The following is a 15,525-nucleotide window of genomic DNA, read 5'->3' as shown; positions in this document are numbered from 1 at the left end:
CATGTTTGCTACAAAACAGTACTCGCCATACCTAAGCTCCTGACCTGCGTAAACGCCTATTAGCAATGGTTACCACTAAAAGAAATGCAACAAAAACGACATTTACCTCTCATCGGGCACACCAAAGGGCACGCACCCACTTTCGTTCCACTCTCCCGATAGCGCCAGTGTCGCTAGAACGGGAATCCGGAACGGCCCACTTTCGCTAATGAAAATCCAAGAGCCCCTGACCTGCGTTCTTACTTATCCGTGATCATGTTCGTTTAACAGATTCCCGTTCTAACGACATTTCCGGCGAAATCCACTCGCAGATTCCCGTTCTAACGACATTTCCGGCGAAATCCACTCGCAGATTCCCGTTCTAACGACATCTGGACACTGCATGAGTTCTGGACACTGCATGGGTACTGGACACTACACGGGTTCTGGAAACTGCATGGGAAAGGAACCCAGACCCACAGACCCCGGACATACAAAAATCCACACCCCGCGTAGTTAAGGGCGTGGATCTTAGTTGCTATTTGCACCAGCTGGCCAGAGCTCTAAGCACCGACCGAGCCGCCCGGCACCACGCGACTGCGCTAGGCAGTGGCGCGGTGAGGGGGCGTCCAGAGTAGCACCTGGAAGCGCCCCGCTAGGAGCAGGCTCCTAGAAGTGGCGGCCGACGTGTGCCTCGTCGCGCATGCGCTTGACCATGTGCGGGTGGTGCAGCTCGAACGCCGGGCGCTCGGAGCGAATGCGAGGCATCGAGGTGAAGTTGTGGCGCGGCGGCGGGCAGGAGGTAGCCCACTCCAGGGAGTTGCCGTAGCCCCACGGATCGTCAACCGTCACAACCTCGCCGTAGCGGTAGGACTTAAAGACGTTCCACAGGAACGGAATCATGGAGACCGCCAGGATGAAAGCACCGATCGTGGAGATCTGGTTGAACAGGGTGAAGCCGTCCGTCGGCAGGTAGTCAGCGTAACGACGCGGCATACCCATGTTGCCCAGCCAGTGCTGCAGCAGGAACGTGGTGTGGAAGCCGATGGTGACCAGCCAGAAGTGGATCTTGCCCAGCTTCTCGTCCAGCATGCGACCCGTCATCTTCGGGAACCAGAAGTACACGCCTGCGAAGGAAGCGTAAGCCACGGTACCGAACAGGGTGTAGTGGAAGTGCGCAACCACGAAGTAGGAATCCGAGACGTGGAAGTCCAGAGACGGGGAAGCCAGCATGACACCGGTCAGACCACCGAAGAGGAAGGTGGCGAAGAAGCCGATGGCAAAGATCATCGGGGTCTCGAAGGTCAGGCGACCCTTCCACATCGTGCCCAGCCAGTTGAAGAACTTCATACCGGTCGGCACACCGATCAGGAAGGTCATGAAGGAGAAGAACGGCAGCATAACGGCGCCAGTCACGAACATGTGGTGCGCCCACACGGCCATGGACAGTGCAGCAATCGACAGGGTTGCGAACACCAGGCCGACGTAGCCGAACATCGGCTTACGGGAGAACACCGGGAATACCTCAGACACGATACCGAAGAACGGCAGTGCCAGGACGTACACCTCGGGGTGGCCGAAGAACCAGAACAGGTGCTGCCACAGGATGGCGCCACCGTTGCCGGCGTCGTAAATGTGGCCACCCAGCTTGCGGTCGTAGAACACGCCCAGAGCAGCAGCGGTCAGCAGCGGGAAGATCAGCAGAACCAGCAGAGAGGTAACGAAGATGTTCCAGGTGAAGATCGGCATGCGGAACATGGTCATACCCGGTGCGCGGAGGCACAGGATGGTCGTGATCATGTTTACAGCGGAAGCGATGGTACCGATACCACCAACACCAACACCCAGGATCCACAGTTCAGAGCCGACACCCGGAGAGTGAACAACGTCTGCCAGCGGCATGTACATCGTCCAACCGAAGTCGGCGGCACCGCCCGGAGTCAGGAAGCCGAGCAGCATAACGACACCACCAGCGGTGGTCATCCAGAAGCCGAAGGCATTCAGACGGGGGAAGGCCACGTCAGGCGCGCCGATCTGCAGCGGCATGATGTAGTTCGCGAAACCGAACACCATCGGGGAGCCGTACAGCAGCAGCATGATCGTGCCGTGCATCGTGAACAGCTGGTTGAACTGCTCGTTGGACAGGAATTGCTGACCCGGCTCGAAAAGCTCGATACGGATCAGAAGGGCCATCAAGCCACCAATCATGAAGAAGGTGAAGGACATGATTAGGTACATGATGCCCAGAAGCTTGTGGTCGGTCGTGGTCAGCATCTTCCACGCGAGGTTGCCACGCGGCACCTCACCGAAAGGCGCAGGCCGAGCCGGGGAAACCTCGTGGCTTTCCCTTGGCGCTACTGCGGTCATTTGTTCCTCCTGACTACGCGTGACCTGCCTAAACTATCCGCCGAACCTCTCTGAATTCTGCGGATCATCTGGGCAAGCCACCCAAAAGAATGTTTCCTCTGTCCTGTTCCCGCTGGATCAGCCTCGTCAATGACCGTTCCGAAACAGACACAGAATGCTTACATACTATCCCGTCAACGCGTTTTTCAATAGCCGTGGACGGGGCGGTCTTGGCAGAACCCACGTTTTCGGGGGTGCTGCCTCGCTGTTTAGAAGTCGCTGTTTAGAAGTCCCAATCGTCGTCGACCGTATTCTCGGCCTTACCTATTACATAAGAGGAACCAGAACCGGAGAAGAAGTCGTGGTTCTCGTCGCCACCCGGGTTCAGAGCCGAGAGGATCGCCGGAGACACACGAGTCTCGTCCGCCGGGAACAGCCCTTCGTAGCCCAGGTTGTTCAGCGCCTTGTTTGCGTTGTAGCGCAAGAAGCGCTTGACGTCCTCTGTCCAGCCGAGATCATCATAAAGATCCTCGGTGTACTGTGCCTCGTTGTCGTACAACTCCAGCAGTAGGTCGAAGGTGTGCTCCTTCAACTCCTCCTGGCGCTCCGGGGTCTCCTTCTCCAGAGCGCGCTGGTACTTGTAGCCAATGTAGTAACCGTGCACAGACTCATCGCGGATGATCAGGCGGATAATGTCTGCGGTGTTGGTCAGCTTCGCATGCGAAGACCAGTACATCGGCAGGTAGAAACCGGAGTAGAAGAGGAAGCTCTCCAGCAGCACAGAGGCAATCTTCTTCTTCATCGGATCGTCGCCCTCATAGAAGTCGAGAATGATCTTTGCCTTGTTTTGCAGCTTCTCATTCTCTTCGGACCAACGGAAGGCGTCGTTAATCTCAGGCGTAGAGGCCAGCGTCATAAAGATAGAGGAATAAGACTTCGCGTGAACGCTCTCCATAAAGGAGATATTCGTAAAGACGGCTTCCTCGTGTGGAGTGGCAGCATCCTCGATCAGCTTTACTGCACCAACTGTGCCCTGAATCGTATCCAGCATGGTCAGGCCGGTGAACACACGCATGGTGGCCTGCTTCTCCATGTCATTTAGTGTGGACCAGCTGGGGACGTCGTTGGACAGTGGCACCTTTTCGGGTAGCCAGAAGTTGGCAGTGAGGCGATCCCACACTTCCAGGTCCTTGTCATCTGGGATGCTGTTCCAGTTGATGGCGGATACCGGATCGCCGTCGACGCGGTGTACGGGAGTGTGGGGTGCGTGCGCACTCATCGCTTACGTGTCTCCTTCTCACAGAACGTGCTGATTTTCTTGCTGTCCCTCAGCTTGTGCACTTCGCCCCATGTTACCCCGTTTCCGCGACGCACCCCCCCTCGGCCACCACCCCCATTTTGGGGGGTCTTTCTTAATGACGCCCTCAGCGCGCGCTGGAGCCGATTTCAGCCCGGAGCTGGGGGCGTCACTACCTAAAGAGCACGTCAGGATTGGTTTACAGGGCAACCTAAGTAAAGACAGCCTCACCGACTATACAATAGGCTCTGAACTGCATTGATAATATAAGGCAAGGCTGGGTTACCTAGCCGATTGGTTGTGCTCTTAGTACGTTGAGGGGCATGGAAATCAACGAGAAATTTCAAAAGCAACTGAACGAACAGGTCACCGCAGAGCACCAGGCCGCGCTGGTCTACACCCAGCTGGCTTATGAGCTGGATCGCCTCTCCTTCGACGGCATGAGCAGCTGGATGAAGGCTCAGGCGGATGAGGAGCGCGTGCACGCTCAGAAGTTTGCACAGCACCTGCTGGATCGCGACGCTCGCGTGGATGTCGAGACGATTGAGATGCCGTCTCTGAAGATCTCCACCCCGCTGGACGCCTTCGAGGCATCCCTGGAGCACGAGCGCAAGGTCTCCGCTTTGATCCGCGACCTAGTGAAGACTGCCGACGAGGTGGGCGATGTGGATTCCCGCAACCTGCTGAACTTCTTCCTGGAGGAGCAGATTGAGGAAGAGGCCACGGTCAGTGGCATCATCGACCGCATCAAGCTGGTTGGCACCGACGGCTCTGGCCTGCTGCGCATCGACGCAGAGCTGGGCAGCCGCTAACAGCTAGTACGAAGCCAACAAAAAAGCCGACTGGGATTCCTCCCGGTCGGCCTTTCTCGCTTAGAGCATGCAGCTCACGCAGCCCTCGACCTCCGTACCGGTCAGGGCTGTTTGGCGTAGGCGGATGTAGTAGATCGTCTTGATCCCCTTGCGCCAAGCGTAAATCTGCGCACGGTTAATGTCGCGCGTGGTCGCAGTGTCCTTGAAGAACAAGGTCAGCGACAAGCCCTGGTCCACGTACTTCGTGGCGACTGCGTAGGTGTCGATGATCTTCTCATAGCCGATCTCGTAGGCATCCTCGTAGTACTCCAGGTTCTCGTTCGTCATGTACGGAGCCGGGTAGTACACGCGCCCGATCTTGCCTTCCTTGCGGATTTCGATCTTGGAGGCAATGGGGTGAATCGAGGACGTCGAGTTGTTGATGTACGAGATCGAGCCCGTCGGCGGGATGGCCTGCAGGTTCCGGTTGTACAGACCGTGGGCCTGCACGTCATCCTTCAGCTGCTGCCAGTCCTGTGCCGTCGGCACCTGGATGCTGGAATTGCCGAAGATTTGGCGCACGCGCTCTGTCTTCGGTGCAAACTCGGCCGGATCGTAGCGGTCGAAGAATTCGCCGGTGGCGTACTCGGAGTTTTCGAAGTTGTGGAACTTCTCTCCGCGCTCCTGGGCGATCTTGTTGGAGGCCTTGAGTGCCTCGTACATCACAACCGCGAAGTAAGCATTCGTGAAGTCCAGTGCTTCCTCGGAGCCGTAGTGGATGTGCTCGCGGCCCAGGAATCCGTGCAGGTTCATCTGCCCCAGGCCAATGGCGTGGGAGTTGTCGTTGCCCTGGCGAACCGAAGGCACCGAGTCGATGGACGTCTGATCCGCCACGGCGGTCAGGCCACGGATAGCGGTCTCGATGGTCTTGGAGAAGTCCTCCGAGTCCACCGCCTTCGCAATGTTCATGGAGCCCAGGTTGCAGGAAATGTCGTCGCCGATGGTCTTGTAGGACAGGTCGGCGTTGAACTCAGACGGGGTGGAGACCTGCAGAATCTCGGAGCACAGGTTGGAGTGGGTGATGCGCCCCTCGATCGGGTTGGCCTTGTTCACCGTGTCCTCGAACATGATGTACGGGTAGCCGGACTCGAACTGGATCTCTGCCAGAGTCTGGAAGAAGGCGCGGGCGTTGATCTTGGACTTGCGGATCCGCGGATCCTCTACCATTTCTTCGTAGTGCTCGCTGATTGAAACATCGGCGAACGGCTTGCCGTAAACGCGCTCCACGTCGTACGGGCTGAACAGGTACATGTCGTCGTTGCGCTTGGCCAGCTCGAACGTGATGTCCGGGATCACCACACCCAGCGACAGGGTCTTAATACGGATCTTCTCATCCGCATTCTCGCGCTTGGTATCCAGGAAGCGCAGGATATCCGGGTGGTGAGCGTGCAGGTAGACCGCGCCGGCGCCCTGGCGGGCTCCCAGCTGGTTGGCGTAGCTGAAGGCGTCTTCTAGCAGCTTCATCACGGGGATCACGCCGGAGGACTGGTTTTCGATGTGCTTAATCGGCGCCCCAGCCTCGCGCACGTTCGACAGCAGCAGGGCCACACCGCCACCGCGCTTGGACAGCTGCAGCGCGGAGTTGATGGAGCGGCCGATGGACTCCATGTTGTCCTCGATACGCAGGAGGAAGCACGATACCGGCTCGCCGCGCTGCTTCTTGCCGATGTTGAGGAAGGTCGGCGTTGCAGGCTGGAAACGGCCATCCATGATCTCGTCGACCAGGTTGGACGCCAACTCGGTATCCCCCGCAGCCAGGCCCAGCGCAACCATGCAGACGCGATCTTCGAAACGCTCCAGGTAGCGGCGACCGTCGAAGGTCTTCAGAGTGTAAGAGGTGTAGTACTTGTAAGCCCCCAGGAACGACTGGAAGCGGAACTTCTTCGCGTAGGCCTGCTTGAACAGGGACTTTACGAAGCTGAACTCGTACTGGTCCAGCACCGCGGGATCGTAGTACTCGTTGTCGATCAGGTACTTGATCTTCTCTTCCAGATCGTGGAAGTAGACCGTGTTCTGGTTGACGTGCTGCAGGAAGTACTGGTTGGCAGCCTCGCGGTCCTTGTCGAACTGAATCTCCCCTGCTTCGTTGTACAGGTTCAACATCGCGTTGAGCGCGTGGTAATCCAGCTGTTCGCGCTGGTCAACGGGCTCCTGGACCTTTTTTCCAAGCTCGTTGGCGGTCATGTGTATGTGTTCTCCTCAAAATCTCGCGCCGAATTATGCTCGCGCTAATGTGTTCGTTTCGATTCTAATAAGCACCCCAGACAACCGCGGGGTGACTTTTGTTACTTGTCTCGTTACTTGTGGTGCGTTTATCCGTCAGCTCGCAAGGTCCCACCGGCCTTCCTGACGCAGAGAGTCCTCAAACTCCGCCAGTCCTTGCCTAACCCTGCGTACATCCTCTTCGGTGCCCATCAGCTCAAAGCGATAGAGGTACGGGACATGGCATTTGGCCGAAATGATCTCGCCTGCCTTCGCAAAGTCCGAGCCGAAGTTCAGGTTTCCCGAGGCGATCACTCCGCGCAGCCACTTGCGATTTTGCTCCACGTTTAGAAACTTGATCACTTGTTTTGGAACCGGTCGCGAGAAGTCCCCCGTCATCCCCGCTCCCCCACCATATGTCGGCACTATCAACACATGCGGTTGATCGATGAACAGTGGGGCGTCACTACGTTTGAGAGGGATGCGGCAGGAAGGCAACCCGAGCTTGCGCACGAAACGGTGGGTGTTCTCCGTCGTGGAGGAAAAATACGTGATCAGCATTGAGCCTCATTAGGGAACTGGACAGCGCATTAATTTCCCGTCCTGCGACAGTGCAGGTCGGGTGACACTGGGGTTTAAGCGGCCTCTACAGCCAGGGTGCGAATGCGATCCGGGCGGAAGCCAGACCAGTGATCCTCACCGGCAACAACCACGGGAGCCTGCAGGTGGCCCAGCGCCATAACGTAGTCGCGGGCATCATCGTCGAGGCTGATGTCTACGAGTTCGTACTCAAGACCGGCCTTGTCGAGGGCCTTCTTGGTGGCGTTGCACTGAACACAGGCGGGCTTGGTGTAGACGGTGATCATGGCGGCTGTCATTCTCCTGAAAGTGTTGAAACTGTGGCCCCGGTGGCAATAGTTTTTGTGGGCACTATCGGTGTTGATCTAGTTGGTGGTTGTCGTGCGAGGCGCTAGTGGTGCATCCGGGATTCCCGGTTTCACCTTGTCCTCATTGACTTGCTTAAGACTACACATCACACGCGTGTAAGACAACCGCTAAAACACAACATTTTGGGGGTCAAGGAAAGCGTGAGTACCATATATAGTAGTTACAAGCTGAGTATTCGCAGGTGGCGGAATTTCCCACCACTACATCTAGCCACATGAAAAACATGCATGTAATTTCAAAGCCGGGATTCGGGACAAAAAATCCCCCGCCTCGCAGCGGTGACAAAGCACCGAAGCGACGGCGGGGGAAGGTGGAACCTTGTGGTTCTTAGCCCTGGCGAGCCTTGAAGCGGGGTTCCTTCTTGTTGATCACGTAGACCTTACCGCGGCGACGAACGACCTGAGCGCCCGGCTTGTTCTTCAGCGACCGAAGGGACTTACGGACCTTCATCGGGCGCTCCTTTCCTCATCGACTTTTCACATCGCCAGGCAGCCCAGGCCAAAGCCCGGTCATGCCGCCCGGCACAAACACAAACGATGAGTTTACCCACCAGGCCCCTCAAAACCAAATGAGTGCACGCAGCATCTTCGGCACAGCACCACGTACTCCACCATATCCTCCACCGTACGGACTAGCATCAAGGCATGAGCTCCTCTGCAGATCACACTGGCAAGCCACCCAGCTCCGACCGCACCCCCGGCACACGCGACATCCACGGTGACCCTGGCGCCCGCCCGCTGCATGCGCGCATCATCGCCGAATTGGGAGTGCAACCCACCATCGACCCAGCCGAAGAGGTAGAACGTCGCGTACAGTTCATCGCCGACTACCTTCGAGCCACCCACACACGCACGCTGGTGCTGGGCATTTCCGGCGGGCAGGATTCCACCCTCGCCGGAAGGCTGTGCCAGCTGGCTGTCGATCGCCTCAACCAGGAGGATGCACAAGCCCAGCAGGAAGAGCCGGCCCAGCCCTACCGCTTCTGCGCCGTGCGGCTGCCCTACGGAATTCAAGCGGACGAGGACGACGCACAGGTTGCGCTGGAGTTCATTGCGCCGAGTATGGGCGTCACAGTAAATATCAAGGGAGCCACCGACGAGTCGGCGCGCGCGACCAGCGAAGCCCTAGGGATCACGCAGGTCAGCGACTTCAATAAGGGCAACATCAAGGCACGCGAGCGCATGATCGCGCAATACGCACTGGCCGGCGAGCTCGGCGGGCTGGTCGTTGGAACAGACCACGCGGCGGAGGCGATCACTGGCTTCTACACCAAGCACGGCGACGGTGCGGCGGACCTGGTTCCATTGGCGGGACTGACGAAGCGACAGGGTGCAGCACTACTGCAGTACCTCGGCGCCCCGGACAGCACGTGGCAGAAGGTGCCAACGGCGGACCTTGAGGAAGACCGCCCTGCCCTGCCCGACGAAGAAGCACTGGGCGTAACGTACGCGCAGCTGGATGACTACCTGGAAAGCACCAACGGCGCGGCCGACATCGACCCGCAGGTCGCGGAACACATCGAAGGGCTATGGTTCCGTTCGCGTCACAAGCGACACCTGCCAGTCACACCCCGCGACGCGTGGTGGCGGGACTAGAACACGAACTGGTCCAGGATCAGCGCGGTAAATGCGAGGTACCAGGCGATAACAACCACCAGCGGCATGCCCAGTGCGGAGTGTGGCACGTCCTCCCCCGCCTCGCGCCGCTGCTCGCGTTGGATGTGCACCAACGTCATCACAAACATCGGCAGGATCGCTGCCCACACGGCCATGCAGTAAGGGCACAGCGCGCCAATCGAGTAGATCGCAGCGTAGGCCAGCCAGTGCACGAACACCACGCCCCATGCCAGCCCAGCCAGGATGCAGTACCACATCCAACGCGGCAGCTTGGCCCCCACGATCAGCATCACCGCGAGGGTCATCATCACCGGGAAGCCGATCAGCCCGATGAACGGGTTAGAGAAGCCAAAGGCGGACGCCTGATCCGAGGCCATCACGTCCGTACAAGAGATCACCTCGTTGAAGGTGCAGGCCGGCTTAAAGTCGGGATTCAGCGCCATCTGCAGCTTGTCGTGCATGATCAGCGCGGAAAAAATCAGCCCGATCGTAGACAGCACTAGGAAGGTGTAGCCGAAGCGCTTCGTTGTCCCTAGACCGTTCATGTGCTCGCTCTCTTTGTTTTCTGACGCCCTCACGACCCGACCTATCTAAACCTAGAACTCTCTGACACGTGGAATTCTCCGACATGTGGTGGACCTACATTGGGTTCGCTGTACGCTCCTGAGCTGGGCAGTTTCCAATAAAACTAGACTAGCACGGTGGATTTGCTTCAGTCGTGCTTGCCCAGACAGGGATCCCCACTCAAGCGGATTATCCTTTATAGATTTTCGACCGATGCCCTAGATCGACGACGACAACGACAATGCTCTCGTCTACGATATCGGCAATAATCCGAAGGTCCCCACCCTCCATCGCCATAAACCAATCCTGTTCCCGGAAAGCGCTTTGCCACGCGATCGAGGATTTGGAAGCCGCGACACTTCTCTCAACAGCTGGCTGACGCGACTTCTATTCTGCTTATCTAACTTCTTATATGCTTTGGCCGCACGGGGAGAAAATCTAATCTCCCAGGTCACATTCGGCCTCCAAGTCAGTCAGCGAAACGGTCTCAAGTTCCCCCCTGCGGATTTGAGCGGCTTCATCCTCCAAGGTGTAGAGGTACTCAAGCTCCGCGAGATGTGCCCCCAATGCTTCACGAACATAGAAAGAACTGGACAGTCCCGTTCGCTTGGACAATCTATCCAGCCGTCTCTTTTGCTCATCATCGATGTGCAAATTAATCAGTGCACCGTTCATACCCATATTGATACAGCTCCCCCACTCGAAAATCTAGACGTACACCATAGGAATCTCCGGCACGCTCCAGACTACCCCGATGGTCAAACTGTCCAGGTTTCGCGCTTATACACCCAGTCAAGTTATAGGAGCACTTTAACTCTCACAATGACCCACATACATAACAGAGCCCTGGTCGTTACCGACCAGGGCTCTGTGTTCTGTGGAGCTAACGGGATTCGAACCCGTGACCCCCACACTGCCAGTGTGGTGCGCTACCAGCTGCGCCATAGCCCCGTTGCTATCCGAGCGATTTCCTTCAAAGAAATCCCTGAGAAGCGAACGGATCTAAAGCTACAACACTGGAATTAAGTTCTCCAAATCGCCAGGTGCCCCTGGGTGGCGCCACAGCTCTGATGCTCCGTGACTACTCACCCGGCGGGAAACTACTTGCCTTCCAGCGCTACCGGAGCCCAGGATTGCATCTCCCGCTTCTCGTTCACTGGCGGATCAAATTTCTTACCATTCTTGTAAAGCAGCGGCGAGGAAACATTTCCTTCTCGCTTCTCAACTTCCTTGTCGTTTGCACGGGAGATCTTCGCACCTTCGTCCTTAATGGACTTGTCGCGGATCTTGCCAACCACACCGTCATCTACGCCCATCTTTTCCGCAGCGTTGGCCAGGTCATCCCAGTCCCAATCACGGGTAACGGTGGACTGCTCTTCCATCATCAAGCGGTGGATGTTCCAGAAGGCATCCACGTCACCCGTCTTGGCAATTTCCCAGGCCACGGCGGCGCCACGGGTCGAGGGGCCGGTTTCATCGCCACGGTCCAGGAAGTTCATGAAGCGGAACTGTACCTTCACCTTCCCGTCTTCCAGCGCCTTCTTCACGTCTTCGCTGGACGCGGTTTCCAACTCTGCACAGTAGTGGCAGCTGAAGTCCTCAAAAACTTCAACAGTCGGAACGTCGTTCCCGGCGTTCTCGGACTCCAGGGTGACGATGCTGTCCTTAGCAGTCATCTTCACATTCACCTTGTCATCCGGCAGGGTGATGTTGTCCACCTTGTGCTTCTGGTTGTTGTACACGATAAAGCCAATGGCTACGGCTGCGATAACGAGGATCGCGATGATTCCCCACAGGAAGCCGTTGCCCCCTTTAGAAGCATTAGGGGACTTAATTTTCTGGCTCACTGAGCTTTCCTTTCAACAGATGGTGACGTGTCTACTGCGCGTTACACTATCGCAGTAGTCTGGGAAAACCCTGAATCGACCCCGAGATATTCCGTATACGCGCAGCGAGGGCAGCAGCAAGTGGCTCCGGCAGGGCTAGGGCTGCCGTGACCCCTCTGTCCGCCACTGCCGAGTGAGAACTATCCCAGCACCCCGTCGACAACGACCTGTGCTTCTTCCAGCACCTGGTCCAGATGCTCGGCACCGTTGAAGGACTCGGCATAGATCTTGTACTTATCCTCCGTGCCACTCGGGCGGGCAGCGAACCAGGCGTTATCGGTGGTCACCTTCACACCGCCGATGGCCGCGCCATTGCCCGGCGCCTCGGTCAGAATCGCCTGGATCTTCTCCCCCGCCAGCTCGGTGGCTTCCACGTCGCTGGCGCTGAGCTTCTTCAGCCGCTCCTTCTGTTCACGGTTCGCCGGCGCATCGATGCGCTTGTACTGCGGCGCCCCGAGCTCCTCGGCTAGCTCCTTGTAACGCTCGGATGGGCTCTTGCCGGTCGTTGCCTTTATTTCGGACGCCAACAGGTCAGCGATAATGCCGTCCTTATCGGTCGACCAGACCTGCCCGTTGCGACGGAGGAAGGAAGCACCTGCGGATTCTTCTCCACCAAAGCCCACGGATCCGTTGACCAGGCCCGGCACGAACCACTTGAATCCGACCGGCACCTCCATCAGGTTGCGCCCCATGCGGGCCACCACGCGGTCGATCATGGAGGAGCTCACCAGGGTCTTGCCCACGGCAGCATCCTGCGGCCAGTTCTCGCGGTGGCTAAAGAGGTACTCAATAGCGACGGCGAGGTAGTGGTTCGGGTTCATCAGGCCTGCATCTGGCGTGACGATTCCGTGCCGGTCGGAATCAGCGTCATTACCAGTGGCTATGTCGTACGAAGCCCCACCGGCGCCGGCGACCGCATCGACCAGAGAGGCCATCGCGGACGGCGAAGAACAATCCATGCGGATCTTGCCGTCGGAGTCCAAGGTCATGAAGCCAAAGGCGGGGTCGATCGTCGGATTGACGACGGTGAGGTCGAGGCCGTGCACGTCGGCGATGCGCTCCCAGTAGGCGACGGAGGCACCACCCATCGGGTCGGCGCCGATGCGCACGCCCGCGCTGCGGATGGCCTCGAGGTCGATAACCTCCGGCAGAGCGGCGACGTAATTGCCCAGGAAGTCGTGGTTTTCTACCAACTCGGTCGAGGTGGAACGCTGCACTCCAGCCAGATCCGCATCCAGGTACTCGTTGGCGCGACGGGCGATCCAACTGGTGGCGTCGGTATCCGCAGGGCCACCGGTCGGCGGGTTGTACTTGAAGCCACCGTCGCGTGGCGGGTTGTGGGAAGGGGTGATGACGATGCCGTCGACGCGGCCAGCATCGGTACCCTCCGGGCCGCCGGGCAGCTGCTTATTGTGCTCCAGGATTGCGAAGCTGATGGACGGGGTGGGAACGAAGCCACGCTCCTGGTCCACCTTGACGGTCACCCGGTTGCCGGCCAGGACCTCAAGCGCGGTGGCCTCGGCGGGCTCGGACAGTGCGTGCGGGTCGCGGCCGATAAACAGGGGGCCGTTAATGCCCTGTTCACGGCGGTAATCGACGATGGCCTGAGTGGTGGCCAGAATGTGTGCTTCGTTGAAAGCCCCGTCGAAGGCACTGCCACGATGGCCGGAGGTACCGAAGCTTACGCGCTGGCCCGGATCGTCCAGGTTGGGAACCTTTGCGGAGTAGGCCTCCAGCAGGGCGGGAATGTCGGTTAGGTCGTCGGGGGTGGCGGGCTGGCCAGCGCGTGGGTGCATATTCTTTCCTTCGGTCGGTGCCTGAAAGGGCTGAAAGCATTTTCTTGCAGCTCACCATTTATCGTGCCCGATTCCGCGGCTTTTTTCAGCGCTCTTGCACCCGTTCAACGCCCCCCTTGACGACTCTTTAACGCGCGGCTGCGCGGTAGCCAATTTTGCTGAGATTTTTGTGAAAACATTTCACCTCTCCCTACCACCGGCGTACCCTCTGTAGTTCATGCAAGACGTTTCCTTCGCCGAGTCCCTCCAGAACTACCTGGATAAGATCGACCAGTTTGTCTGGAGCCAGTGGCTGCTTATCCCACTGTTGCTGCTCACTGGCCTGTGGCTGACGTTCCGCCTAGGTGGCGTGCAGTTCCGCAAGCTATTCGTGGCACTGCGGCACGGGCTTATCGACCGCGATGACGAAGGCGGCGAAGGCGACATCACTCAGTACCAGGCGCTCACTACGGCTCTGGCTGCCACCGTCGGTGTGGGCAATATTGTGGGTGTGGCTACTGCAATTTCCGTCGGTGGTCCCGGCGCGCTGTTTTGGATGTGGGTCACCGGCTTGGTGGGTATGGCCTCGAAGTATTCGGAGGCCTTCCTGGGTGTTCGCTTCCGCGTGGCCGATTCGAAAGGCCAGGTTTCCGGTGGCCCACAGCGCTACCTGTCGCTGGGCATTCCGGGCGGTCTGGGCACGTTCCTGGCGTGGTTCTTCACCATCGCGGCCATCATCGCCTCATTCGGCATCGGAAACCTCACCCAGGGCAACGCTGTGGCCGCGGGTCTAGAGGACACGTTCAACGTCAGCCCCACCGTCACCGGCGCGGTGATGTTCGTGCTAGTCGGCGCGGTGTTGCTGGGTGGCATCGGCTCGATCGGCAAGGTCACTTCGGCCTTCGTGCCGCTGATGATTCTTATCTATATCGTCGGCGGTTTCGTCGTGCTGGGGTTGCACGCTAGCGAGATCCCGGAGTCTTTCGGCCTTATCTTTAGTGACGCCTTCACGGGAACCTCTGCCACCGGTGGATTCCTAGGGTCCGGCATCATGCTGGCTATGCAGATGGGTGTGGCCCGCGGCATCTTCTCAAACGAATCCGGTATGGGTTCGGCCGCAATTGCCGCAGCAGCGGCAAAGACCACCCACCCTGTACGCCAGGGATTGGTCTCCATGACTCAGACCTTTATCGACACGATCATTGTGGTGACCATGACTGGCCTGGTGATCATCACCACGGGTGTGTGGGACACGGGCGAGGACAATGCAGCAAACATGACGGCGCAGGCCTTTAGCAAGGGAATCGGCTCGGAGTGGGGCGGCACCATCGTCTCCCTATCGATCGTGTTCTTCGCATTCTCCACGATCCTGGGCTGGTCTTACTACGGCGAGCGCAACGCGGAACGTGCCTTCGGACCCTGGGCCTCCCTGCCTTACCGAATGCTGTTCACCTGCGTGGTTTTCGTCGGCGCCACGACGGAGATCGGATTGGCCTGGACCTTCGCAGACATCGCCAACGGACTGATGGCCTTGCCGAACCTGGTTGGCCTGCTGATCCTGTCTGGCCTGATCGCTCGGGAAACCAAAGCATACCTGGACTTCGACCCCACCCTTCGGGCGCGCCCGGAGGACGTGGAGAAATTCCTCGTCGATACAAAGAACCCGTGGCGCAGTGCACTCTAGTTGCGGGGCGCCCTAGCTCCAGCGTTTTAGTTGGCGCAGGTGAACTCCACAGATAGGGCGATCGTGCGGTTCGAGTCGTCCTCCACCGGGTTTCCTTCGACAACATAAGCGTCACCCTTACGCTTCACCGTGGCCGAGCCAGCGTGGTCGTCGTCGATACCGAAGTCGACTTCCAGCACCTTGCGGCCATCGTCTTCATCCAGCTTGCAACGGACTGGGGAAAGCAGCTTGGGATCTACATCTTTTCCATCAACGGAGATGCGCGTGAGCTTGCTGCCCGAGCCCTCCTGTGCGGACGCGACCGCTGCAGCGCCAGCGCGACGAGACATTTGCGAACCAACAATTTCCTTAACAGATCGTGAATACCTCATCCCTTC

14 protein-coding genes and 1 tRNA gene are annotated in these 15,525 nt (G+C 58.4%); 3 read left to right on the top strand and 12 right to left on the bottom strand.

What is annotated here, in order from left to right:
• Nucleotides 1-648 precede the first annotated feature (648 nt).
• Both ctaD and nrdF read right to left on the bottom strand, forming a co-directional pair.
• Complete coding sequence (gene ctaD, locus CRD15_RS01780) at nt 649-2,346, bottom strand: cytochrome c oxidase subunit I (RefSeq protein WP_034969547.1); 1,698 nt, start codon at nt 2,344-2,346, stop codon at nt 649-651.
• A gap of 262 nt (nt 2,347-2,608) precedes the next feature.
• On the bottom strand, nt 2,609-3,604 hold the full coding sequence (gene nrdF, locus CRD15_RS01775) for a class 1b ribonucleoside-diphosphate reductase subunit beta (protein ID WP_034975901.1): 996 nt from the start codon (nt 3,602-3,604) through the stop codon (nt 2,609-2,611).
• 341 nt (nt 3,605-3,945) lie between these two features.
• On the opposite strand from nrdF, the gene CRD15_RS01770 reads away from it, so the two are divergent.
• The gene (locus CRD15_RS01770; RefSeq protein WP_034993291.1) at nt 3,946-4,434 is read left to right on the top strand and encodes a ferritin; all 489 of its coding nucleotides are present in this window, start codon (nt 3,946-3,948) and stop codon (nt 4,432-4,434) included.
• 60 nt (nt 4,435-4,494) lie between these two features.
• On the opposite strand, the gene nrdE is transcribed toward CRD15_RS01770, so the two are convergent.
• The 4 genes from nrdE to ykgO all read right to left on the bottom strand — a co-directional run bounded on the left by nrdE (nt 4,495) and on the right by ykgO (nt 8,073).
• Complete coding sequence (gene nrdE, locus CRD15_RS01765; protein ID WP_035007877.1) at nt 4,495-6,657, bottom strand: class 1b ribonucleoside-diphosphate reductase subunit alpha; 2,163 nt, start codon at nt 6,655-6,657, stop codon at nt 4,495-4,497.
• Nucleotides 6,658-6,792: 135 nt separating this feature from the next.
• A complete protein-coding gene (nrdI, locus tag CRD15_RS01760; protein ID WP_035001572.1) occupies nt 6,793-7,236 on the bottom strand; it encodes a class Ib ribonucleoside-diphosphate reductase assembly flavoprotein NrdI in 444 nt (147 codons plus the stop codon).
• 74 nt (nt 7,237-7,310) lie between these two features.
• Nucleotides 7,311-7,541: a glutaredoxin-like protein NrdH gene (nrdH, locus tag CRD15_RS01755; RefSeq protein WP_034969565.1), complete on the bottom strand. Its 231-nt coding sequence runs from the start codon at nt 7,539-7,541 to the stop codon at nt 7,311-7,313.
• A gap of 409 nt (nt 7,542-7,950) precedes the next feature.
• Complete coding sequence (gene ykgO / locus CRD15_RS01750) at nt 7,951-8,073, bottom strand: type B 50S ribosomal protein L36 (protein ID WP_005511141.1); 123 nt, start codon at nt 8,071-8,073, stop codon at nt 7,951-7,953.
• A gap of 194 nt (nt 8,074-8,267) precedes the next feature.
• On the opposite strand from ykgO, the gene nadE reads away from it, so the two are divergent.
• Entirely contained in the window at nt 8,268-9,218 is a 951-nt protein-coding gene (gene nadE / locus CRD15_RS01745) for an ammonia-dependent NAD(+) synthetase (RefSeq protein WP_187401762.1), read from the top strand.
• Here the strand turns inward: nadE and CRD15_RS01740 are convergent.
• From CRD15_RS01740 to pgm, 5 genes are all read right to left on the bottom strand, one after another.
• A complete protein-coding gene (locus CRD15_RS01740) occupies nt 9,215-9,784 on the bottom strand; it encodes a vitamin K epoxide reductase family protein (RefSeq protein WP_187401761.1) in 570 nt (189 codons plus the stop codon). The genes nadE and CRD15_RS01740 overlap by 4 nt on opposite strands.
• A gap of 457 nt (nt 9,785-10,241) precedes the next feature.
• On the bottom strand, nt 10,242-10,478 hold the full coding sequence (locus tag CRD15_RS01735) for a ribbon-helix-helix protein, CopG family (RefSeq protein ID WP_034969739.1): 237 nt from the start codon (nt 10,476-10,478) through the stop codon (nt 10,242-10,244).
• Between the two features lie 203 nt (nt 10,479-10,681).
• Nucleotides 10,682-10,754 (bottom strand) — tRNA-Ala (locus tag CRD15_RS01730).
• Nucleotides 10,755-10,903: 149 nt separating this feature from the next.
• Nucleotides 10,904-11,650, bottom strand: coding sequence for a thioredoxin domain-containing protein (locus tag CRD15_RS01725; RefSeq protein WP_034969573.1), 747 nt, complete (start codon nt 11,648-11,650; stop codon nt 10,904-10,906).
• Between the two features lie 179 nt (nt 11,651-11,829).
• On the bottom strand, nt 11,830-13,485 hold the full coding sequence (pgm, locus tag CRD15_RS01720) for a phosphoglucomutase (alpha-D-glucose-1,6-bisphosphate-dependent) (RefSeq protein ID WP_187401760.1): 1,656 nt from the start codon (nt 13,483-13,485) through the stop codon (nt 11,830-11,832).
• Nucleotides 13,486-13,702: 217 nt separating this feature from the next.
• Here pgm and CRD15_RS01715 point away from each other — a divergent pair, with 217 nt between their 5' ends.
• Entirely contained in the window at nt 13,703-15,148 is a 1,446-nt protein-coding gene (locus CRD15_RS01715) for a sodium:alanine symporter family protein (protein ID WP_034981116.1), read from the top strand.
• Nucleotides 15,149-15,174: 26 nt separating this feature from the next.
• Here CRD15_RS01715 and CRD15_RS01710 read toward each other — a convergent pair whose 3' ends face one another.
• Nucleotides 15,175-15,477: a hypothetical protein gene (locus tag CRD15_RS01710; protein WP_187401759.1), complete on the bottom strand. Its 303-nt coding sequence runs from the start codon at nt 15,475-15,477 to the stop codon at nt 15,175-15,177.
• Nucleotides 15,478-15,525 lie beyond the last annotated feature (48 nt).

Origin of the sequence: Corynebacterium sp. LK28 (assembly GCF_014335105.1) — a bacterium.
Lineage (GTDB): Bacteria > Actinomycetota > Actinomycetes > Mycobacteriales > Mycobacteriaceae > Corynebacterium > Corynebacterium macclintockiae.
Note: the sequence above shows the minus strand (reverse complement) of the source record. Positions and strands in the feature narration are given on the sequence as shown.